Source organism: Streptomyces sp. NPDC093064, from assembly GCF_044754605.1.
Lineage (GTDB): Bacteria > Actinomycetota > Actinomycetes > Streptomycetales > Streptomycetaceae > Streptomyces.
Map to the genome: position 1 here is coordinate 109,010 of NZ_JBIVPK010000024.1, position 20,447 is coordinate 129,456.

At 70.7% G+C, this 20,447-nt stretch carries 16 protein-coding genes and 3 pseudogenes; 5 read left to right on the top strand and 14 right to left on the bottom strand.

Annotation, left to right across the window (positions count from 1 at the left end; genetic code table 11):
- Positions 1–76: 76 nt before the first annotated feature.
- Positions 77–344, top strand: a pseudogene (locus ACIQFZ_RS26205) (IS1380 family transposase); the annotation flags it as partial.
- 44 nt (positions 345–388) lie between these two features.
- Here ACIQFZ_RS26205 and ACIQFZ_RS26210 read toward each other — a convergent pair.
- From ACIQFZ_RS26210 to ACIQFZ_RS26235, 6 genes are all read right to left on the bottom strand, one after another.
- A complete protein-coding gene (locus tag ACIQFZ_RS26210; RefSeq protein ID WP_365425493.1) occupies positions 389–1,183 on the bottom strand; it encodes a hypothetical protein in 795 nt (264 codons plus the stop codon).
- Between the two features lie 118 nt (positions 1,184–1,301).
- On the bottom strand, positions 1,302–4,577 hold the full coding sequence (locus tag ACIQFZ_RS26215) for a heavy metal translocating P-type ATPase (protein WP_402692280.1): 3,276 nt from the start codon (positions 4,575–4,577) through the stop codon (positions 1,302–1,304).
- 106 nt (positions 4,578–4,683) lie between these two features.
- Positions 4,684–5,166, bottom strand: a complete 483-nt coding sequence (locus tag ACIQFZ_RS26220) for a GNAT family N-acetyltransferase (protein ID WP_402692281.1) — start codon at positions 5,164–5,166, stop codon at positions 4,684–4,686.
- A 129-nt stretch (positions 5,167–5,295) separates the two neighbouring features.
- On the bottom strand, positions 5,296–5,751 hold the full coding sequence (locus tag ACIQFZ_RS26225) for a hypothetical protein (RefSeq protein WP_365425270.1): 456 nt from the start codon (positions 5,749–5,751) through the stop codon (positions 5,296–5,298).
- Positions 5,752–5,777: 26 nt separating this feature from the next.
- Complete coding sequence (locus ACIQFZ_RS26230) at positions 5,778–6,011, bottom strand: heavy-metal-associated domain-containing protein (protein WP_365425272.1); 234 nt, start codon at positions 6,009–6,011, stop codon at positions 5,778–5,780.
- A 175-nt stretch (positions 6,012–6,186) separates the two neighbouring features.
- Positions 6,187–6,939 carry a hypothetical protein gene (locus tag ACIQFZ_RS26235; RefSeq protein ID WP_365425274.1) on the bottom strand — a complete coding sequence of 251 codons (753 nt, stop codon included), beginning with the start codon at positions 6,937–6,939 and terminating at the stop codon, positions 6,187–6,189.
- 580 nt (positions 6,940–7,519) lie between these two features.
- On the opposite strand from ACIQFZ_RS26235, the gene ACIQFZ_RS26240 reads away from it, so the two are divergent.
- Positions 7,520–10,234 carry an AAA family ATPase gene (locus ACIQFZ_RS26240; protein WP_402692282.1) on the top strand — a complete coding sequence of 905 codons (2,715 nt, stop codon included), beginning with the start codon at positions 7,520–7,522 and terminating at the stop codon, positions 10,232–10,234.
- Positions 10,235–10,315: 81 nt separating this feature from the next.
- On the opposite strand, the pseudogene ACIQFZ_RS26245 reads toward ACIQFZ_RS26240, so the two are convergent.
- From ACIQFZ_RS26245 to ACIQFZ_RS26255, 3 genes and pseudogenes are all read right to left on the bottom strand, one after another.
- Positions 10,316–12,186, bottom strand: a pseudogene (locus ACIQFZ_RS26245) (SMI1/KNR4 family protein).
- Between the two features lie 451 nt (positions 12,187–12,637).
- Complete coding sequence (locus ACIQFZ_RS26250) at positions 12,638–12,865, bottom strand: hypothetical protein (RefSeq protein WP_365425280.1); 228 nt, start codon at positions 12,863–12,865, stop codon at positions 12,638–12,640.
- Positions 12,862–13,845, bottom strand: a complete 984-nt coding sequence (locus ACIQFZ_RS26255) for a helix-turn-helix transcriptional regulator (protein ID WP_402692283.1) — start codon at positions 13,843–13,845, stop codon at positions 12,862–12,864. The genes ACIQFZ_RS26250 and ACIQFZ_RS26255 overlap by 4 nt, the downstream gene beginning before the upstream one ends.
- Before the next feature lie 146 nt (positions 13,846–13,991).
- On the opposite strand from ACIQFZ_RS26255, the gene ACIQFZ_RS26260 reads away from it, so the two are divergent.
- Together ACIQFZ_RS26260 and ACIQFZ_RS26265 are read left to right on the top strand one after the other, a co-directional pair.
- Positions 13,992–14,414 carry a VOC family protein gene (locus tag ACIQFZ_RS26260; RefSeq protein ID WP_383133400.1) on the top strand — a complete coding sequence of 141 codons (423 nt, stop codon included), beginning with the start codon at positions 13,992–13,994 and terminating at the stop codon, positions 14,412–14,414.
- Between the two features lie 201 nt (positions 14,415–14,615).
- Complete coding sequence (locus ACIQFZ_RS26265; protein ID WP_402692284.1) at positions 14,616–15,701, top strand: winged helix DNA-binding domain-containing protein; 1,086 nt, start codon at positions 14,616–14,618, stop codon at positions 15,699–15,701.
- 90 nt (positions 15,702–15,791) lie between these two features.
- On the opposite strand, the pseudogene ACIQFZ_RS26270 reads toward ACIQFZ_RS26265, so the two are convergent.
- Together ACIQFZ_RS26270 and ACIQFZ_RS26275 are read right to left on the bottom strand one after the other, a co-directional pair.
- Positions 15,792–16,998 (bottom strand): annotated as a pseudogene (locus tag ACIQFZ_RS26270) (serpin family protein).
- Between the two features lie 163 nt (positions 16,999–17,161).
- Positions 17,162–17,740, bottom strand: a complete 579-nt coding sequence (locus ACIQFZ_RS26275) for a TetR family transcriptional regulator (RefSeq protein ID WP_365425290.1) — start codon at positions 17,738–17,740, stop codon at positions 17,162–17,164.
- Positions 17,741–17,811: 71 nt separating this feature from the next.
- Between ACIQFZ_RS26275 and ACIQFZ_RS26280 the strand changes: the two genes are divergently transcribed.
- Positions 17,812–18,408, top strand: a complete 597-nt coding sequence (locus ACIQFZ_RS26280; RefSeq protein WP_383060858.1) for a dihydrofolate reductase family protein — start codon at positions 17,812–17,814, stop codon at positions 18,406–18,408.
- A 16-nt stretch (positions 18,409–18,424) separates the two neighbouring features.
- Here the strand turns inward: ACIQFZ_RS26280 and ACIQFZ_RS26285 are convergent, their stop codons facing one another.
- The 3 genes from ACIQFZ_RS26285 to ACIQFZ_RS26295 all read right to left on the bottom strand — a co-directional run bounded on the left by ACIQFZ_RS26285 (position 18,425) and on the right by ACIQFZ_RS26295 (position 20,278).
- Positions 18,425–18,916, bottom strand: a complete 492-nt coding sequence (locus ACIQFZ_RS26285) for a DUF5959 family protein (RefSeq protein WP_402692285.1) — start codon at positions 18,914–18,916, stop codon at positions 18,425–18,427.
- A gap of 232 nt (positions 18,917–19,148) precedes the next feature.
- Positions 19,149–19,421 (bottom strand): hypothetical protein, encoded by a 273-nt coding sequence (locus ACIQFZ_RS26290; protein ID WP_402692286.1) that lies wholly within the window; start codon positions 19,419–19,421, stop codon positions 19,149–19,151.
- Between the two features lie 494 nt (positions 19,422–19,915).
- Complete coding sequence (locus tag ACIQFZ_RS26295; RefSeq protein WP_402692287.1) at positions 19,916–20,278, bottom strand: group II intron maturase-specific domain-containing protein; 363 nt, start codon at positions 20,276–20,278, stop codon at positions 19,916–19,918.
- Positions 20,279–20,447 lie beyond the last annotated feature (169 nt).

Here is a 20,447-nt window from a genome sequence, read left to right on the forward strand (position 1 = left end):
ACTGCCCAATGGGCGGTCGGATAGCAAAAAGTGCCTCTGACCAGCGGCAATGAGCATTGTCCAGGTCGAGGCCAGCTCCGCGGCGCTCGCCCCCTGGCGGCAGCCGCGGGCCGTCCACGACCCGGGCAAGGTCCCCGTGGATCTCGCGCCGGCGGTCGCACTCGGCGGGAACTGCCTCGCCGGCATCGCACTGCTGCGGGCTGGTCGGCCGTGCCCGGACCGGTCGCCACCGGCCCGATGGTTTCCAGCCTGATCGACACAACCTCGCCACCGCTGACGAGAAGGCACTGACCGCGATCCGCGCGGCTCTGGCCGAAATCCGTGGCAGGGTCCGGAAGTTGGCTGCAGGCTCGTCCATGTTCCCCGAAGATGCCCTGGGCGGCGGGGTTCAGTCGTTTTCCCGGTAGTTCATGAACCAGTGAGTCGCGAAGTAGCGGGCCATCGTGAACGGGTGGTGCAGCTCAATGAGGATGCGGCAGACGAACTCCGCGGCCTGGCAGTCGAAGGAGTCCTCGTCGTCGAAGGACTGGACCACGACGGGCCAACGGTCGGGGTCGTCGCCGTCGGCCCTCCAGCAGTACAGGTACTCGTCCTCGGTACCCGCCCAGATGAGCAGACCGTCCTCCCTGAGAGACGTCCACGGCTCCTGGTTCAGGTTCAGATATCCGTCGAAGGCGCCCTCGCCGAACGTCTCGACCATGCGCTTGTAGTCGCTCGGCAGCGCGGTGCCCAGGCGTGACTCCACCTCCTCCCAGTCCACGTCCGGCCGCCGGGCGGGCTGTGTCCAGCCGGTGATCCGTATGAGCCGCTCCATCCAGTCGACGTCCTCGTCCGGAGCGACCGCCAAGGGCTCGGGCACCTCCCTGTGAGCGACCACCAGCACCGGCCGCTCGATCCCCTCGGCGTCCCGTGCCGTACCCGTGCCGACCCACTGATCCCCGTACGCCCACGCCCGTATCGTGACGGCCCGGTCCTCGAAGGGGACGAGGAGATCGGCGCCCCTGGACTCGTCGACCGTCGGATCGGTGAAGCCGCCGAGGACGAGGGTGCGCGGGGCGCCGTACCTGTCGCCGAGCAGATCGGTCAGGTCCTGCGAATCCAGGTCGCTGGACAGGTACATGTAGCCGTTCCCCGAGCCGAGTTGGGCCAGCAGGTCGTTGACGGTCGCTTGCGTGAGCTCCATGGCGGACAGTGAAACGCACCGGACTGACACTGGACATGTTCACAGATGTATCTGTCGTCGATGGGAGGTGCGTTGGAACCGACACCTCCCAGAGTCGTTGCCCGGGCCGCGGGCCCGGTCAGCCGGCTTGGACGGTGAACGGCACGGTGATCACGTCACCGTCGGCGAGCCGAAACTGCGCCCACAACTGGTAGGTCCCGGCGGTGGGGAACTCCGCGTGCACGTCGAGTTCGGGGCCGAAGGTCTGGGCGGGCAGGGCGAAGACCGGGAGGCCGTCGGCGCCGGTGGCCTCGGCGTGCTCGTGGGCGAAGATCCGCCCATCCGCGCGCATGACCACGATGTGGCCGGCGGCGGCCAGGTAGGGCCGCAGGTCGTCAACCGGGCGGCCCGTGGCGGCATCGCTGAATAGGTAATGCAGGTCGCTGCGCCCGCCGACCTTGGCGTCGCCGTCGAGGCGCACACGGACGCCGTTCACGACGGTGCTGCGCGGACCTTCGGTGAGCGTCACCGGCGCAGGAGCGGGGCCGGCGACGGTGACCACCTGCCGGGCGTGGACGTCGGCCATCTGGCCCTGCCGGCGGAGCTCGATGTTGACGATGTACTGACCGGCGGTGGGGAAGGTGATGTCCACCGCGAGCTGCCCGGGCCGACCGGTCGGCTGCGGATGCACGTGGGCGAACGTGCCGAGGTCGGCGCGGGTGGCGATCAGGTGCATCCACGCCTCGTGCCCGCGGGTCAGATCCTCCACCGGCTTCCCTGTCCTGCTGTCGACGACGGTGGCCACCAGCCGGGTCGGCACGCCGGGCCGGGCGCTCGGGGGCAGATCGAGGTGGACGTCGAGCCCTGCCTCGGCGACGTCGGTCGCCGGGACGTCGGCGGTCATCATCACGCTCATCGCGGGGCGCATCGGCATACCGGTGCCCTGCACCCAGGCCAACTGGCCGTTCATGCCGCGCTCGGCGAAGTCCATCCGGCTGACTGCGGTCAGCCCGGCGCCAAGGGCAAGGGCGACGGCCGCGATGCCGGTCAGGTATGCGTACTGGCCGACCCGGGCGCGCAGCGGCGGGTGCAGGATCTCCTGAGCCGTAGCCGGGCGGCAAAAGCGGCGCAGCCGCAGCGCGTTACTGACCACGCTGACCGAGCTCATCGCCATCGCCGCACTGGCCAGCACCGGGTCGAGCAGCAGGCCCTTCCACCAGTACAGCGTCCCGGCGGCGACCGGGACGAGTAGCAGATTGTAGGCAAACGCCCAGCCCAGACCCTGCTTCATCGTCGTCACGGTGCGCCGTGACAGCGCGATCGCCGAGACGATCCCGCGCAGGTCGCCACCGACCAGGGTAATGTCGGACGCGGCGATCGCGACATCGGCGCCGGTGCCGACCGCCAAGCCGATCGCGGCTTCACTGAGGGCGCCGGCGTCATTGATGCCGTCCCCGCAGAAGGCGACGATGTCCCCCTGCTCCTGCAGCTCACGCACCTTCGCCGCCTTCTCGGCCGGCAGCACCCCGGCGAGCACGTGCTCGATGCCGACCTGCTCGGCGATCGCCGCGGCGGTGGCGGCGTTGTCGCCGGTGAGCATCCACACCCGCAGCCCCAGCGCCTTCAGTTGGGCGACCGCCTCGGCCGACTCCGCCTTGACCGTGTCGGCCACGGTGAGCACGGCGGCCGCGGCTCCGTCGACCGCGACGAACATCGGCGTGCGGCCGGCCATGGCCTCGGTGGCGGCGGTGTCCTCCAGCGCGGCGACGTCGACGCCGCGGGCGGCCATCAGCGCGGCGTTGCCCACGAGAACGTGCTTCTCGCCGACGACGGCGTCGATGCCGTGCCCGGGAACGGCGTCGAAGGAGCGCAGCGCCGGCAGGTCGAGGGAGCGAGCGGTGGCGGCGGCGACGATCGCCTCGCCGACCGGGTGCTCGCTGCCGGTCTCGGCGGCCGCCACCAGAGCCAGGACGTCGTTCCCGGTCCAGCCATCGGTGGTGGTGATCCCGGTCAGGGAGGGCTTGCCCCGGGTGATCGTGCCGGTCTTGTCGAGCACCACGGCGGTGACGCGTCGTGCGGTCTCCAGCGCGTCACCGTTGCCGATGAGGATGCCCAACTCCGCGGCGCGGCCGGTGCCGACCATCACCGCCGTGGGCGTGGCCAGACCGAGTGCGCAAGGGCAGGCGATGATCAGCACCGCGATCGTGGTGCTGATCGCCGTCGTCAGCCGCCCGGTGTCGGGGCCGAGCAGCGCCCACGCGACGAAGGTGGCCGCGGCCAGGCCGAGCACGATCGGCACGAACCAGGCCGAGACCCGGTCGGCGAGGCTCTGCAGCGGCACCTTCGCGCCCTGCGCCTCTTCGACCAGCCGGACGATCTGCGCCAGCGCGGTGTCCGCGCCGACCGCTGTCACCCGCAGCACCACCGTGCCGGTGCGGTTGATCGTGGCGCCGATGATCTGATCGCCGGCGGCTTTGTCCACCGGCAGGCTCTCGCCGGTCAGCATGCTCTCGTCGACCGCGGTGGCGCCATCGGTGACGACGCCGTCGACCGGTATCTTCTCGCCGGGCCGGACCCGCACCAGGTCGCCGACGACGACCTGTTCGACCGGGATGTCGACCGCGATGCCGTCGCGCAGGACGCGGGCGGTCTTCGGCGCCAGCCCGACCAGGGCGGTGATCGCCGCGGCGGTCTGCTTCTTCGCCTTCGCCTCCATCCACCGGCCGGCCAGGACGAGGGCGAGGACGACCAGCGAGGTCTCGAAGTACACGTGCAGCGGCAGGCCCCACCGCTCGGCGGCCGCGGGCCAGAGGGTGACGAACGTGCTGTAGGCGTAGGCGACCCCGGTGCCAAGCGCCACGAGGGTGTTCATGTTCGTGCTGCGGTGCCGCGCGGCTGCCCAGGCGGCACGGTAGATGTCCCACCCGGCCCAGAACTGCACCACCGTGGCGACCACGAGGATGGCCGGCATCAGCCAGTCCATCGCGTCGAGGTAGAGCGGCACGTACATCAGAGCCATCAGCCCGAGGCCGGTGGCGAGGGTGATCTGCCACTTGCGCTTGAGTGACGTCAGGTGTGCCTCGTCGTCCCGTTCCTCGCTCGTCTCGGCATCCACGGCGTGCGCGGCGGCGGGCCGGGCGTCGCGGCGCGGGGTCGCGGTGTAGCCGGCCCGGGTGATCGCCGCGGTCAGCTCCCCCAGCCCCGCCTGTGCCGGGTCGAAGTGGACGGTGGCGACCTCGGTGGCCAGGTTGACCTCCGCGGCCGCCACCCCGTCGACACGGCGAAGCGCCTTCTCCACCCGGCTGACACACGAGGCGCACGTCATGCCGCCGATGTCGAGCGTGCATCTGGCGGTCGCCTGGGGCGCCGCGGTGGCGGTCGACGCGCTTGTGGTGGTCGACGCGTTGGTGGTCATTGCGGTCTCCTGGTCGGGCGGGGTGGGCGGGATAGTGGGCTTCGGCTGATCGTTCCTGGGAGCGGGCCGGCCTCGGACCGGCGATTTGGCCGGGTTCGTGGCCGGGTCACTGGCCGGCGGCCAAGTCGGCGTACGCGCTTGGGGGCCAGGAGGCGAGGATCTTGGGGCGGAGTGTGGCGCCCAGGCGTTGGTAGAAGCGCTGCGCGTCGGCGTTGTCGACCTCCACGCCCCAGCGAATGAGCAGTCGCCCGGATGCGGCCAGTGCGGCGAGTGCGGCGAGTGCGGCCATGAGCCGGTGACCGGTACCGGCGCCGCGGTTCCCGGGGCGGACGTAGAGGTCGTCGAGGTTGAGCACGTCGCCACCGGTCCACAGGTGCAGCTGGCGCACGGAGGAGACGTAGCCGACCGCCCGGCCGCCGCGCTCGGCCAGAAGGACGATCACCTCGGGGCGTGCGAGCACGGCGTGCCACTGTTCATCGGTGATGTGTACGTGCGCCGCCTGGTCCTCGTGGGCGGCTATCTCGCGGACCATCGCAGCTACGTCGACGGCGTCATCCGGCGTGGCCCGGCGGACAGTGACCTCGGACATCATGGGGCTTCCTTTCGTGGGGTGGGGCGGTGGACGGGGCGGACGGCGCCGACCGCCGCAGTCGGGTTCATACGACGCCGCAGGTGTCGACGCAGGTGTCAACGAAGTCGCCGGGCCAGGGCAGGGACCTCAGCAGTGGGCGTACTCGTGCGGGCGCAGGAGCATGGCCACGGCCATGGCCGGGAGCATGAGCAGGTGGCCCCACAGCATCAGGTCGCTGGTGTCGATGAGCTCGAGCGCCAACGGCACGAACAACACCAGGAAGGGCACGTACATGGCCGCGCCCATTTCGGCGATGGGCTGCCAACGGTGGCCACGGAACCTCATCCACGCGGACATGGCCACCGTCATGTTCGTCGCCATGATCAGCGCGCCGGTGTACGGGTTGTGCATCAGCGCGACGGCGCCGAGGGCGTCGAGGACGAACATCCATACCGGGTGCAGGACGACCATGCCGACGGCCATCGCTACGGTCATCTCGGCGAAGTGCAGGGCGAACTTCTTGGCGCTCAGGCGGTGGCCGTTGTGTGTCACGGCGTCGGTGGGCGCGGGGGCCGCGCTCGGGGTTGTGGCTTCGATGTGCATGGTGTGTCTCCAGGGATAGGGGCGGGTCACGGGACGAGGGCGTAGCCGGCCTCGTCGATTGCGGCAGCGATGTCGGCGCGGTCGACCGGCTGGGAGGCGGTGACGGTGACGCTGCCGGTGGCCAGGTCGGCGGTGACGGACTCGACGCCGGCGACGCTGGAGATCTCCTCGGTGACGGAGCGGACGCAATGCGCGCAGGTCATGCCGCTGACCTCGAAGGTGGTCGAGCCGATGAAGGTGCGGGGGGTACCGGAGAGCAAGGGGACTCCTCGAGTTGTTGGTGGTGGTGCGGTCAGGTAGCAGAGTCGGCCCGGGAGCGGGTGTGTCTCACCGGGGAAATCGCCAGGATCGGCCGGGTCAGTGGCCCTGCCCGCCGGGACCGTGGCCGGGGCGCCGGTGCCGGTTCCGAGCGTTCGCCGGTGCTGAGGCGGGCGTTCATCGGCCGGGCGACGGGGCCTGCGCATCCCGCATCCGCCAGGCGACCACGGACAGCCAGCTCATCCACGCCACGTCCAGGACGAAGGCCAGCACGATCGCGATCGTCTCCGTTCCCGAGAAGCCCGCGGAGCCGACCACCCAGCCCTGCACCAGATAGGCGAGGCCGGAAAGCCCCATCAGGTGGCCGATTGGCCGTGGGATCCAAGCCGTCCGCATGACCGCGGCCGCGAACAGGAGCAAAGCGAGGCCCAGGGCGAAGTTCTGGTAACTCCTCACCCCCCACTCAAGCCAGCGGATCGCCTCGGCGCCCGCGAAGCGCGCCGGCTTCTCGGCGTACGGGGCGCTCGCCCACGCGTTCACGGCCTGTTTGAGGGCGACCCCGTCCACGGCCTGCAGGACGCCGTACAGCGCCAGTGCCGCCACCGCCGAAGCGGCACCGAATCGCCCCGCCCATCTGGCTGTTGCAGCTTGGACGTCCAGGGCGAAGAACAGGGCGAGCAGCCCCGCGAGGAGCACTGCCATGCCCGCGAACTGGCCGAGGTGCACGACCGTCCAGGTCCCGCTGTCGGCGTACTCGGTGAACACGGCGGGGTGATTGTTCGCGTCCCCATCGGTGTGGAACTGGGTGACCACGATGTACAGGAGTTGTCCCACGAGCAGCAGCGTGGCGGACAGACGCAGCGACGAGCGGCGCGCCAGGGTTTCGGTGTGCGCGAGGGTGGCGCTGAGAGCAGGCAGTGTGCTGGGCACGGCAGTCCTCCAGGTGGCGTGCGGAATGGGCGGAGTCATGGGACGAGGGCGTATCCCGCCTCGTCGACGACGGCAGCGATGTCGGCGCGATCCAGGGGGCGAGAGGTGGTGACGGTGACCAGCGTCGGCCCGAGGGTGGGTGCGTCTCACCGGGGAAATCGCCGGGTTTTCCGCCAGGGTCGACCCGGTCGGTGACGGTGCGCTCCGTGGCTGCCGACGACGTCGATGGCGACGGACATGGGCCCGACACCGGTGCCGACGAGCAGGAAGCCGGGCAGCCCGAAGCCGGCGTCGTCGGTGCGGCCGGCGCCGGCGGCCGGCAGCACGCCTGCGGCCGACCACGGCACCGAGGATCATGGCGTGGGCGCCGGAGCGGCCGAGTTGTGCGCGGCCAGCGCATGGAGCGACCGGTGTCTGTGCGAGGGGGCGGCCGGTTCGGCGGCGGAGTGGGTCGGTTCGGCGGCGGGGTGGGCCGACAGGGCTCCTCCTCGGAATCGGGAGTGGTGGCCAGTTGCCTGGCTCGCCGCACGTGATCACTCGCGTCGGGGTTTTCGCCGGGGCGTTCGGTACCGTTGGGCTCGTGCTGGCCGGACGGGATCCTGAACGCGCGGCGATCGCCGCCCTGCTCGACGCCGCCCGCACCGGCAGCGGCGGCGCGCTGGTGGTGCGTGGCGTCGCCGGGGTCGGCAAGTCGGCGCTGCTGGCCGACGCGTTGGCAACCGCGTTGGACCTGCGGGTGCTGCGCACCTCCGGTGTGGAGTCCGAATCGCCGCTGGCCTTCGCCGCACTGCAGCGGCTGCTGTGGCCGCTGCGTACCCGCATCGATGCCCTGCCGGCGCCGCAGGCCGCGGCACTGCGCGCGGCGATGGGTGAGACAGAGGGCGAGGGCGACCGCTTCCGGGCTTTCCTCGGCACGCTGAGCCTGCTCGCCGACGCTGCCGAAGAGGCGCCGCTGCTGGTCGTCGTCGACGACGCGCACTGGCTCGACGACGCGTCGGCCGCGGCGCTGCTGTTCGCCGCCCGCCGACTGCAGGCGGAGCGCGTGGCGCTGCTGTTCGCCGCCCGCGACGGCGACGCCCGCCGCTTCGACGCGGGCGACCTGCCCACCATCGTGCTCGGCGGCGTGACCGGTGCCGACGCCCAGGCGCTGCTGTCCGAACACACCGGGACCGACATCGATCCGGCGGCTCGCGACCAACTGGTGGCGGGCACCGGCGGCAATCCGCTCGCGCTGGTCGAGTTGGCCGGGGTGCTCACCGCCGACCAACTGACCGGCCGGGCGCCGCTGCCCACCCCGCTGCCGCTGACCGGCGGCGTGGAGCGCGCATTCCTCGACCGCTACCGCCGCCTCGACGAGTCCGCGCAGCGGCTCCTGCTGGTCGCCGCGACCGACGACACCACCCGCCTGACTGTGGTCCGCGACGCCGCCGAGCGCCTCGACGCCGCTGATACCGCCTTCGACGCGGTGGAGCTGTCCGGGTTGCTGCGCGTCGACGGTGACGCCGTCTCCCTCTACCACCCGCTGGTGCGCTCGGCGGTCTACAGGGCGGCCACCAGCGCGCAGCGCCGCGCCGCGCACCGTGCCCTCGCCGAGGTACTGACCGGCGACCCCGAACGGCGGGCCTGGCACCTGGCCGCCGCCGCCGACCGGCCGGACGAGGACGTCGTCGCCGCCCTCGACGGGGTCGCCGAGCGTGCTGCGGCCCGCGGTGGCCACGAGGCGTCGGCCGCCGCGTGGGCCCGCGCCGCCGAGCTCACCGCCGGCGGTGAGGCCCGCGGCCGGCGGCTGTACCTGGCCGCGTCCTCGGCCTGGCTGGGCGCGCACCCTTCGCGTGCCTCGGCACTCGCCCAGGCCGCCGCGGCAGACGTGACCGATCCGTCGGCGCGTGCGCAACTGCTCGCGCTACAGGGGCAGATCGAGTGGAACACCCGCTCGCTGAACGACGGCTACGACCTCATCCTGCAGGCCGCCGAGGTCGCCGCCGACGGGGACACGGCACTGGTGGCTCAACTGGCGATGCTCGCCGCGTCGCTGGCGGCGTTCGGCGCCCGATCCCCGCGCGCGGTGGACGCGACCGCGCTGGTGGCCGAGCCCGCGCCGGACACGCCGCCCCGAGTACGGGCCGCCTGGGTACTCCTGCACGGCTTCGGCGCCGTCGCCCGCAGCGACTGGGCGGCCGCCGCGGAATCCTTCCGGTCCGCGTTCGGCCTCACCGACGCCGTCCCAGTCGAGGACCACCTGCTGCAACCCAACCTGGGCATCGCCGCAATGCTGATCGACGATGACGAACGAGGACTGCGGCTGCACGAGCAGCAACTGACCGCCGCCCGCCGCGCCGGTGCGCTGAACATGGTCGAGCACGCCCTCACGCGCGGCGCCCACTTCCAGATCGCGACCGGCGCCTGGCCGAAGGCCGCCGGTGCCGCCGCCGAGGCGCTGCCGCTGGCCGTCGGCACCGGCCACCCGGGGCTGACCGCACTGCCCACCGCGCAACTCGCCCTGGTCGCGGCGCTGCGTGGGGACGACGTCACCGACCGCCACCTGGACAAGGTCACCGAGATCCGGGACAAGCACCCGGTCGGCATCACCGACGGCCTCGTCGCCGACCTGACGCACTGGACCCGCGGGCTGCGCGCGGCCACGCAGCCGGCGACCGCGCTGCACCACCTCGAGCAAATCGAAGGGCCGGTCTACCGCCGCCTGGCGGCCCTCGACCTGTTCGACGCCGCCATCCGCGGCAACCGCCCCGGCCTCGCCCGCACCTGGCTGACGGAGCTGGAGCAGTTCGCCGCGGGCACCGGGCTGCAGGGCGCGACCGCGGTCGTCGAACACGGCCGTGCCCTGCTCGCAGCCGACAGCGACGCCGAGGCCCACTTCCAGCGAGCACTCGCCGCGCACGCCGGCTCGCCGCGGCTGCCCAACCGGGCCCGCACCCATCTGGCCTTCGGCGAACACCTGCGCCGCGCCCGCCGCCGGGTCGACGCCCGCGAGCACCTGCGCACCGCGCTGGCGCTGTTCGAGGGCCTCGGCGCCACCTCATGGGCTCAGCGGGCCGCGCAAGAGCTGCGCGCCTCCGGCGAGAGCGTCCGCCGCCGCGACGTCGCCACCGCCACCGAGCTGACCCCGCAGGAACGCCAGGTCGCCGCCCTGGTCCGGCAGGGCCTGTCGAACCGGGACGTGGCCGCGCAGCTGTTCGTCAGTTCACGCACCGTCGACTTCCACTTGAGAAACTGCTACGCCAAGTTGGGCGTCACCTCGCGCGCCGAGCTCACCGCTCTCCCACTCGACCTCTGACCGGCACGGACCCGCACCTGAGCCACAGCCGGTCGTCGTCGGCGGGCCCACCTTCCACCGGGGATACGAGCCCGCCCGAGTTCAGGGCCGGTGCCGCGCAAAACCGACGTAGGCGTAGGCAAACCCCTCGCCCGCGCGTGGCGCCCGGGTCCAGGACCGGGTGGTGAAGGTGCGGAGCCGGCCTTCGGTGAGCGCGAAGCGGGGCAGCGAGAGTCCGAGTTCGGTGTGCAGAACCTCCAACACACGCCGCTCGCAATCCAGTTCGGTGTCCTCTGGACGGAACAGCCGTGCAGGGTCCAAGACCTCGGGTATCGCGCCGGAGCGCTGGATCTCCGAACCCCGCACGGTGAACGCGTAGATATCCTTGCCCTGTTCGGCCACCGACAGGTGGAACGCGGCCGGATGGTCGCCCGGGGACGAGCGCCTCGGGTCGCGCCACACCACCACCGCGCGGCCGGACGAGGAGGCGGCCGGTGCGGGAGACAGGAACAGCTTGTTCAGGTGGCGGTGGGAGTGGCCGTCGAAGGCGAAGGCCCACGCATCGGCGGTCCGGCCCACGGCGACCACGGCCCGGTCCTCCCAGAGTTCCACGCCCTCCCGCTCGTGGGGCTCGGGTGCCCGCCAAAATGCCCTGCGCAGATCCGTGGGCGCGGTCAGTTCGGCGCCTTCCTCACCGATCAGGCCGGGCAGGCGGGCGGGGTCGATCCCCTCGACCCAGACACAGCGGTATCCGTCGAGCGGCCGCCAGTTGGCCGCGGGATCCGTCAGCCAGGCGAGGCCCGGCGGGTCGAGATCGGGCACCGGTTCTGGAGCGGTTCCCGTCTCCCCGGCCCGCGGTGTCGCGAGGATTTCCCGCCCGCGCTCCGGGGTGATCAGCGGACCCAGGACCGGATCGGCGAGCAGGCCGATCGGAGCGATCAGCGAGGGCCCGGGCGCCTCCCACAGCGGCAGCGCGTCCCGCAGCACCCGCCACGCGGCGTCGGTCGCCCCCCAGCGGGCCGACTCCCGGGACTCGGTGACGGCCCGGCCCCATGGACCGGAAGGCGCGTAGCGATAGGTGCCGTCGCATCGTGCTCAGTACGGCCTCGGCGGTCTTCCGGGCGGCCCCGCGGGCGCTCATCATCCCGAGCCAGTGGTCGTCCCCGCCCAGCCGCCATCCGCCGCGTGCCGGTGTCATGGCCTCCACGGGCAGAATCTCGGGCGTACAGCGCGGGTCGGCCACCAGGTTGCCGTAATCCCGGGAGCTGTGCGGAGCCAGCAGAAGCCGGCGCTGGTTCAGCAGGACGGCGCTCCGCGGCCTTCCGAAGGACAGCGCCTCCTCAAGGAGGGGAAGGGCCTCCTCGTACCGTCCGCTCAGGGCCAGCAGCCGGGCCTCCTCCACGTGGACGTCCTGGGCGCGTGTGGTCGCGTTCACGAAGTCGGGTCTCTCCACCCGGGCGGAGTGGAAGCCGCGGTACATGGCCTCCATGTACGCGCGGAACGACGGGTAACGGTCCGGCAGTTCACCGCTCCAGCCCTTGTAGACGTACAGCGCCCACTCGCCGTCCTGGTCACTGTCGCCCGGGTCGAGCAGGGCGTACGACATGTCGGAGTCCGTCTCCAGCTGTAGCGCCCGTTGCCACATCCCGGCCAACAGGACGTCCTCCTTGCGCGGGTCGTCGCCCAGATTCTCCTCGTACATCGGGGTCATGTCGAACGGATCCTGGAACCAGTCGATGTCCGCGGCGCCGCCGAGCTGATGGACCCCAGCCGTCTGCTCCACGTTCCACCCGTCACTCACGGTCAGGAACTCCCGGTACGAAGGCGGCGATCGCCGCCTCGTCCGCCCCGGGCCTGCCCAGGGGAACGACGGTCTGCCCGCCGTCCTCGTCTTCGTCCCCGTCGGCGCGCGGAACCCACTCCTCCTGCCAACGTCCCAGGAAATCCTGCCAGTTGAAAGACCCGCCACTCATGGCCGGATGGTGTCATCCGGCACTGACAACGGCGCCTCGCTCAAGGCCACGATTACTCCGGGCGAGCTTCTGCTCCGGTAAGGCTCCCCGGGGCCGGCTCCCGGTCTCTGCCGGCTCATGGCGTCGGCAGGCGCGGCCGGTGGCGCCTCGCTTTGAGAGAAGTCGTGGCCAGCACTCACTCGGCCGACACACCGGAGGAGCGAAGCCGGGCACTGGGTTCTAGCGTTCGAAGAGTGCCCCGCGCTGACAGGACGCGGGGCTCGGGCGGCCCCGCACTCTGCGCCCTGGGTAGGGGCCGCCCTCGACTCTGCACGCACGCACGTCCGTCGGGGGTGAGCAGGCCGAACACGATGTGGCAACGCGAGGGCCGGACGGCCCGCGCGGTTCGCCGATCGCTGTGCTCGCCGGGCGGGCGCACACCCGCTGGTCCAGGTGGCCCGAAGGCTGCCGGTCAGCCCCTGCGGAGGAATTCACGTGTGGTGTTGCGCAGTGCGGCGACGTGCGAATGGTTCCGCTTGGCCGGGAGCCACGCCAGAGCTGTGGTCAACGGTGGGAGGTCTTCCACCTCGACGTAGGCGATCCCAGGCCGTGGGTAGAGGATCCTCGCGGCTTCGGGCGGCAGTTGGATCCCTTCTCCCATCACGATGGCGAGCAAGGAGCTTTCGTAGTCGACCATCATGAGGTGCTGGTGTTCGCCTGTGCTGCGCGTGCGTAGCGTTCGGCGAGGAGGGCGAAGGCGGTAGCGAGCTGAGGTGGGCTTACGTCGTCGAATTCGGTGTCGTAGCGGCCGAGGGTGGCGGCGAGTCCGGTCCATGACCAGGAGCCGAGGATGACACGGCATCGGTTGGGGCCGAGTTCCTCGACGATGCCGTCGGGGGTGAAGGGGGCGACGGCGTGTGCGGACAGGTGGAGGATGGCCTCGCCTCGGCACGGCCAGTCGGCGGTTGTGCCGTCCGTGCCGCGGAAGCGGCCGGTGATGAAGGCGGATACGTCGTCGTTGGGAAGCGGCCTCGGAGTGAAGCGTGGTCCGTTGGGGGTGCGGACGCTGATGCGGTCGGCGCGGAAGGTGCGCCATTCCTCTCGGTCGAGGTCCCAGGCGAGGAGGTACCACTTGCCGCGCCACGTGAGGAGGTGATGTGGCTGTGCCCGGCGTGGTGGCGCGCTCGTGCCGGCTGCGCGTTGATAGTCGAAGCGCAGCTCCTCGCGGGCGCGGATGATCTCGCCCAGGGCGAGCAGCAGCTGCGGGTCGGCTGTCGTCGCAGTGTGTGTACCGGCGGGATGTACCGCGGTGACCTGGAGTGCGTCGACGCGGTGCCGTAGGCGCGTGGGCATGACCTGACGCAGAGTCGCCACGGCGCGCGAGGCGTCCTCGCCGACGGAGCCATCGGCGGCCGCCGTTTGCAGAGCGAGGGCCAGGGCAACGGCCTGGCCGTCGTCGAAGAGCAGTGGAGGCAGTTGCGCGCCGGCGCCCAGACGGTAGCCGCCCGCGGGGCCCTTGGCCGTGTGAATGGGATAGCCCAGTTCGCGCAGGCGGTCGATGTCGCGGCGTACGGTGCGGACGGTGACGTCGAGGCGCTCGGCGAGAGCGTCGCCCGACCAGTCGCGGTGCGTCTGCAGCAGCGAGAGCAGGGCCAGCAGTCGGGAGGACGTTTTCGGCATGGAATCATTCTGCCGCCAGTAGAGGACACTTCCTGTCCGCTACCGGTGGAATGGTGGATCTCGCATGAAAGGCCGGAGCGGCAGCTTTCGGCCGGGGCGGCGGCTGCCCGGTCGCGCCCGCGTCATCGGTTGCGAGGAGAAGCGCCATGTCTGTCACGACCACCACTCACCTGAACTTCCGGGGCCAGGCGCGCGAGGCGCTGGCTTTCTACCAGTCCGTGTTCGGCGGCCGGTCTGTCGCCGTGACCTACAAGGACGCGGGTGCGGTACAGAACGAGAGCGAGGCGGACTGGGTGATGTGGGGTGAGGTGGCCGGCGGCAACGGATTCCACGTCATGGCCTACGACGTGCCCTCCCAGCTGCCCTGGGACCAGGGAAAGAACCCGTTCTTCGTCTCTGTGCGCGGGGACGACGCCGACGAGGTCAGCGCCCTGTGGGACAAGCTCGCCCAGGGCTCCACCATCGTGCGCCCGCTGGGCAGGGCCCAGTGGGCGCCGCTGTATGGGATGCTCACCGACCGCTTCGGCGTGACCTGGGTTCTGGACGTCACCGCGCCCTCCAACGGCTGACCCATCCCCGCCGACACGTCCCCCCGGCCGCGCATGTACCGCTCGCGGCCCGGGGGCTCCTCCTCATGCGAAAGTGACGATCAGCATGCTCATGCGACAGCTCGGACGGACCGGCATCAAGGCCAGCGCCTGCTGCCAGGGCACGGTCCCCAAGCACCTCGCGGCACACCTCGACGGTCTCCCTGCCGCGGCCTGGTTCCCATGACCGTCCTCACCCAACGCGATCTCAATCGGGCCACCCTCGCCCGCCAGCACCTGCTCGAACGCAGCGCCGCGACGGTCACCGACGCCGTGGCTCACCTGTGCGGGCTGCAGGCACAAGAACCACAAGAGCCGTTCATCGGGCTGTGGTCACGGATGCAGGCCTTCGCCCCCGACCAGCTCGACCACGCACTGACCCGGCGGCACGTCGTGCGCACGCACCTGATGCGCCGCACGATCCACCTGGTCACCGCCACGGACGCACTCCACTGGCGCTCCCGCCACGACACCATGCTGCGGCAGCGGGTACTGGGCACCTACCGCCGCGATCTGGCAGGCATCGACCTGGACGAACTCGCCGCTGCGGGGCTGACCGCCATGGCCGACGGCCGGCCTCGCACGATGGCCGAACTCGTGTCCGTCCTGGAGGACCGCTGGCCCCAGCCGTCCCGCCGCGCACTGGGCGAACTGCTGATCGCGGCCCTGATCCCCATGGCGCAACTGCCTCCGCGTGGCCTGTGGCAGACCACGGCGGGTGTCCGCAATCTGCCGCTGACCACATGGCTCGGCAAGAACATCGCGCCCCTTTCCGGGGACGACGCCGACCTCGTCGGCCAGCAGCTGGTACGCCGCTACCTCGCCGCCTACGGCCCTGCCGCCACGGCCGACATCCGCGCCTGGAGCGGTCTGGCCGGCCTGCACAAAGCGGTCCAGGCCATCCGCGAGGAACTCGTCGGGTTCCGAGATGAACGCGGACGTGAACTGCTCGACCTGCCCGACGCCCCACGGCCGGAGGCCGACACCCCCGCACCCATTCGCTTCCTGCCCGCCTTCGACAACGCGATCCTCGGCTACGACGACCGCAGCCGCATCATCGACGACGCACACCTCGGCCTCTCCGTAGCCGGCCGGCGCGTCGTGCTCGTCGACGGACGGGTCGCTGCAACCTGGGCCACGGACGGCGAACGCGTACGGGTCACGCCGCTGAGAGCCCTGTCGTCTCAGGAAAACTCCATGATGCGGAAAGAAGCCGAGCTGCTGGCGGATTTCCTTGGCACCGCCGAGTGCGTCGAGGCCGTGCCGTAGCTCCGCCGCAAGCGGCGATCCTGACCTGGTAAGGACATACACCTCGGTGTACTCCTTGCCGCGCGCCTCCCTGTCCGGACGCGGTCCCGTTCACCGCTCGTCCTCCCAGTCGTACTCCGGCGACGGCAGCGGATCCGTGACCCAACCTGCCGCCAGCACGAGCCGCGTGTGGCGGTGCAGGGCGAGGAAGCCGAAGGGCCGGTCGAAGTCGGCGCTGATCCTGGTGGTGACGTAGCGGCCGGCGGTCGGGCACGCCCGCGCCGGCTACGCCGAACGCCGTCACCGCGGCGGCCTCGAAACACAACGCGCCGAACTTCGCCATCGTGCTCTGCTCGGCCGACCCGATGGCGAGCGGCGAGCCACTGATGCCGGGGAAGTGCCCGCGCGAGGTGTCCCGTACCTCCGTGAGTCCGAACAACCGGTGCAGCTTCAGCAGATCGTGGCTCGCCCTCAGGTCATACGCCACGGTCGTCACGTCCAGCGACGGCGGCTTGGGCCGCGTAGAGCGCACCTTGTCCACGCGCAGACCGGGTCCGACGTTCCCGTAGGGCAGCCGTGGCCCCGGGACGACCACGCACCGGTTGGCAAGGATATCGATCCCCGTTCCCAGCACTCGCCCCCGCGTCATGCCCTCCTCACCGAGCAGCAGGTGCACGTCCAGCGCGTTGCTCCCCAGCACCTTCAGCTCGGTCACGTGCCCGTCGGGCGTCTCCGCCAACCCGACCCGGTCCAGCACGGCACTGGAGCGCCGCAGGCCCAGCAGCGGCTTGGTGTCCCAGGGCTCGTACGCCGTCTCCAACTCCACCTCGTGGAAGGGGCTCAGCCACTCCGTACGCATGGCCAGCGCGCTTGCCAGCACCATTTCGGTGCGCTCGGACAGCGTGACCGGCATACGGTCGATCAGCCCGCCGGTCCGCTTCACGGTCCAGGCGTCCAGCGCCCGGTGGTCGGCCGCGAGGTCCCCCGTGAGCACCCCGTGGGCGTCGGCCGGCAGGCCCGCCTCCCACTCCTCCCGCAGTTCCAGCGTGCGCTTCGTCCACAGTCCCAGGGCTGTGTTCAGTCCCCGCATGGCGCTCATGGCGCCAAGCAACTCGCGTGCGGCGTCCGCCGCCTGCCCGGCGGGCAGCCCGAGAGCCTCCGCCAACTCGGCCCGCGCAGCACCCGCGGCCCCGTCAGCCAGGTGGGCCAGCAACGGCCACACCCCCGCCGCCGAGAACGCGGTGGCGGCCTCCGAGACAGCCGCCCACCGCGCGGTCAGCCCGTTCACCGCACGGACCGTCGCTGTCGCGACGCCCATTCCGCTCCCCCATCGTCAGCGCACTCACAATGCGCCCGGTCGTACGCCGGTTCAGCGTCGCCGCCGCCCGCACGCAGCACGGTACCGGTGTCCATGAACACCGCTCGGCAAAAGAACTCGGCCCGGCTTGGGGCGCGTTGAGGGATCTGTGCGCGTAAGCCGCCTACTCCGCCGCCACGATGCGTTCGACCGCGGCCGTCACCAGTTGTTCACGCTCTGCTTCCGTGAAGACGTCCGGCAGGGTGAGCTGCTCGACGATCAGCCAGTTCAGAGCCAGAATGAGCAGTTTGACGGCCATGGCGTCGCCGGGGAGGCCGGAGGCCTCGTGGTAGGCGACGTTGGCGTCGACGTCGGCCCGGACCCGCTCGGTGAGGACCTTGCGCAATTCGGGGCGGCGGGTGGCCTCAAGGCGGAGTTCGAGCAGCGCGAGGTAGCCGGTGCGGAAGCGGGCGACGCGGCCGACGAGTTCACGCATCAACTCCGCGTAGGTTTCCCGGTCGCGGCCGGCCGCCTGCTGGCGGGCGATCGTGGCCTCGTCGGGCTGGAGCCGCTCGTACACGCGGGCGCCGGCCTGGGTGAGCAGGTCGTCGCGGCTGGTGAAGTAGTTGGACGCGGTGCCGGCCGGTACAGCGGCCTCGCCGTCCACCGCCCGGAACGTCAGACCTCGCGCGCCTTCCCTGGCCAGCACCTCGATCGCGGCGTCAACAAGGGCGGCACGCCGCTGATCGTTTCGCCTCACCATTGACATCACTCCATCTGTAGTACTACGTTCAAACTACTCCACCTAGAGTACTACGTATGGAGCCATCAGAGATGCGAAAGCTCGTGTACTACGTCGGTGTCACGCTCGATGGCCGCATCGCCGGCCCCGGCGGCGAGTACGACTTCTTCCCCGCCGGCGACGAACAGCAGACCGCCGCCTACTTCTCCTGGACCAACACGCTGTACCCCGAGACCGTTCCGACCGCCCACCGCGCCGCCGTGGGCCTCACCGACGTGCCCAACCGGCGCTTCGACACGGTCGTCATGGGCCTCGGCACCTACCGCCCCGCCTTCGACGCGGGGATCACCAATCCGTACGCGCACCTGCGCCAGTACGTGGTGTCCAGCACCCTCAAGCCCGACACCGACCCGGCCGTCACCGTCGTCCCGGGTGACCCACTCGCCCTCGTCCGCGAACTCAAGCGGCAGGAGGACACCGGCTTGGACATCTGGCTCTGCGGCGGCGGCAAGCTCGCAGGCGCCCTCCTGCCCGAGATCGACGAACTGGTGGTCAAGAACTACCCGGTGGTCGCCGGCGCCGGAATCCCGGCCTTCGACGGCACCTTCAACCCCACCGTCTTCCATGTCGCCGAGCGCACTGCCTTCCCCAACGGCGTCACCCTCACCCACCTCACCCGCGGCTACTGAGATTGAACTCGTGATGTCAGCCAGGTCGACAGGTGGGCACGCCGCAGGGCTTGCGGCTCCACTCGTAGGCCCCCGGCGCCGTCGTGATGACTTCACTGGGCCAGGCATGCCTCACCTGTTGCAGACGTTCTTGATGTTCATGGACCCAGTTCTCTTCCGGGCGGATTCCCAGGAGCGTGGTGAGACGATCCGGATCTTCGACCGTTACCGACAGCCAGCCGTCTTCGTGCATGTGAAGGGTGAGGCTCAGGCCACGATCTCCTCCGATACTGGCTTGCCGGCCTGGGGCGAGGTCAGACAGGTCGTGTTGCCAGGCATCGAGGTCCTGCTGGAAGAGGTGGACGTCCAGCCGAGCGTCGATGAAACTCGCGGATACAACCACGTCGGCGCGCAGGATGTCGTGGCCGGTCAGGATGCCCGGCTGGAAGCGGCCAGTGACGCGCACGATACAGCGGTTCCCGTCTGCGTCCTCCAGGTGGATCAGATCCACAGGGGCAGATTTCGTCATCGGGTACTCGCTTCCACAAGGATGGGGTGAGCTTGCATCCTCTCTCATCGCCTCGTGAGCAACGCGGACGGCCGAGGGCGGAGAGCGTCACCACGGTTCCAGCGTCGACGGGCCCCCGCTGCGTGCCCCCGGTGCGAGAGAAGCCGCAGGTCAGCGGCGGCAGAGACGTTCTGCAGCGGCTCCGCCGGCACCGCACAGGAATGAGAGGCCGCGGAGCCCTTCCCCCAAGCGCTCAGGCTGCGGCTTCGCCGGGGTCCTCGTCCTCATCCTCGTCATCCGAGGAGCCGCCCCGCTCGTGACCCGCAACGGGAACAACGCGCCCGTCAGCAAGGGTCCTCGTGTGCCCGCCCACCGAGTGCTTGACGGGGGTTTTCCGTCGCTCGTCCACGGCCGCGGGGTCGGCGACCGACCCGGTGTCCTCGGCGTCCTCGGTGTCCTCGGCATCCTCGGTGGCGTTCTGTTCCATGGCCTTCCTGACGACCACGACAACGACGGCCAAGGCCACACCGCCCAGGACGGATCCTTCACAGTGGCTCTGCCCTGAAAGGTAGGGGTCGCGGAAGGGTTGAGCGCTTCCTGCCGCTCCCACTCCGCCTCGGCGCGGGCTGTTCGAGATCCTCGGAGATCGCCTTGCAGTCGACGACGTACGTGCCCGTCGGTACCGGCTTCCCGGTGGGAGATTCCGGCTTGCCCGTGTACGGCCCAGCGTCGAGGGCGGAGGCGGCGGCGATGCCGGCCATGCACAGCCCCGCCCAGACGGCGATGATCCACCGGCGGGCGCTCAAGAGCCGACCATTCCGACGGCGAGGCGGACGACGGTGAGCACAGCGAAGGTGAGCATCGCAGTACGCGAGACCTTCATCGAAGCTCCTTTCTCAAAGAGATCGGTACAGCGAGCTCCTGCTTCTGCCAACCTGCCGCCAATGCACGTTAGTAGTCGGGTCGCCCGGGGGAATCTCGCCCCCGGGCTCCCACGGAACCGTACGTGACAGTCTCCCGTCATACGGCTCTTGTCGTTCTGGGCCTCGCCCCTGCCGGGGCCGTCCAGGTCCAGTGAGCGAAGTACTTCGGGCGCCGCGTATGACCACGGGCCAGCCGCCGCAGGGCCTGTTTCGTCCCGACCCTGTACTTCTTCTGGATCCACCGCAGCAAGTAGGTGTTGATGCGGTCGAGCAGCGGATACAGCACTGAGCGGTAGAAGCGCCCGTAGTAGTTCATCCATCCCCTGACCACCGGATTGACCGTCCGTGCCAGGTCAGATGACTCCTGCGCGGTGCGCCGGTGCAGTCTCCAGGACCGCACCGTCCTGCTCAGCCTCTTCAGGGCTTGGTGACTGATGGCGGGCAGGAACGCGGTGAACATCACCCCGTGTCTGTCCTTGGCACCTCGGCGCCGGAACGTGAACCCCAGGAACGTGAACTCCGTGACCGGAAACCCAGGGCTTGATCAAGTTCCCTCGGTTCCCGGGTTGTTGGTGATGCCCAGGAGTGGAAGTGCTCGTTGGGGTTGGTCGCGGATTGCGCGGGTGGTC

What these genes read in the sequence shown, in the direction of transcription:
- ACIQFZ_RS26210 (WP_365425493.1), bottom strand. Translation starts at nt 1,183, where the DNA reads ATGGAGCTCACGCAAGCGACCGTCAACGACCTGCTGGCCCAACTCGGC.
- ACIQFZ_RS26280 (WP_383060858.1), top strand. Translation starts at nt 17,812, where the DNA reads ATGCGAAAGCTCGTGTACTACGTCGGTGTCACGCTCGATGGCCGCATC.
- ACIQFZ_RS26255 (WP_402692283.1), bottom strand. Translation starts at nt 13,845, where the DNA reads ATGCCGAAAACGTCCTCCCGACTGCTGGCCCTGCTCTCGCTGCTGCAG.
- ACIQFZ_RS26225 (WP_365425270.1), bottom strand. Translation starts at nt 5,751, where the DNA reads ATGCACATCGAAGCCACAACCCCGAGCGCGGCCCCCGCGCCCACCGAC.
- ACIQFZ_RS26215 (WP_402692280.1), bottom strand. Translation starts at nt 4,577, where the DNA reads ATGACCACCAACGCGTCGACCACCACAAGCGCGTCGACCGCCACCGCG.
- ACIQFZ_RS26265 (WP_402692284.1), top strand. Translation starts at nt 14,616, where the DNA reads ATGACCGTCCTCACCCAACGCGATCTCAATCGGGCCACCCTCGCCCGC.
- ACIQFZ_RS26260 (WP_383133400.1), top strand. Translation starts at nt 13,992, where the DNA reads ATGTCTGTCACGACCACCACTCACCTGAACTTCCGGGGCCAGGCGCGC.
- ACIQFZ_RS26285 (WP_402692285.1), bottom strand. Translation starts at nt 18,916, where the DNA reads ATGACGAAATCTGCCCCTGTGGATCTGATCCACCTGGAGGACGCAGAC.
- ACIQFZ_RS26250 (WP_365425280.1), bottom strand. Translation starts at nt 12,865, where the DNA reads ATGATGGTCGACTACGAAAGCTCCTTGCTCGCCATCGTGATGGGAGAA.
- ACIQFZ_RS26275 (WP_365425290.1), bottom strand. Translation starts at nt 17,740, where the DNA reads ATGGTGAGGCGAAACGATCAGCGGCGTGCCGCCCTTGTTGACGCCGCG.
- ACIQFZ_RS26220 (WP_402692281.1), bottom strand. Translation starts at nt 5,166, where the DNA reads ATGTCCGAGGTCACTGTCCGCCGGGCCACGCCGGATGACGCCGTCGAC.
- ACIQFZ_RS26295 (WP_402692287.1), bottom strand. Translation starts at nt 20,278, where the DNA reads ATGTTCACCGCGTTCCTGCCCGCCATCAGTCACCAAGCCCTGAAGAGG.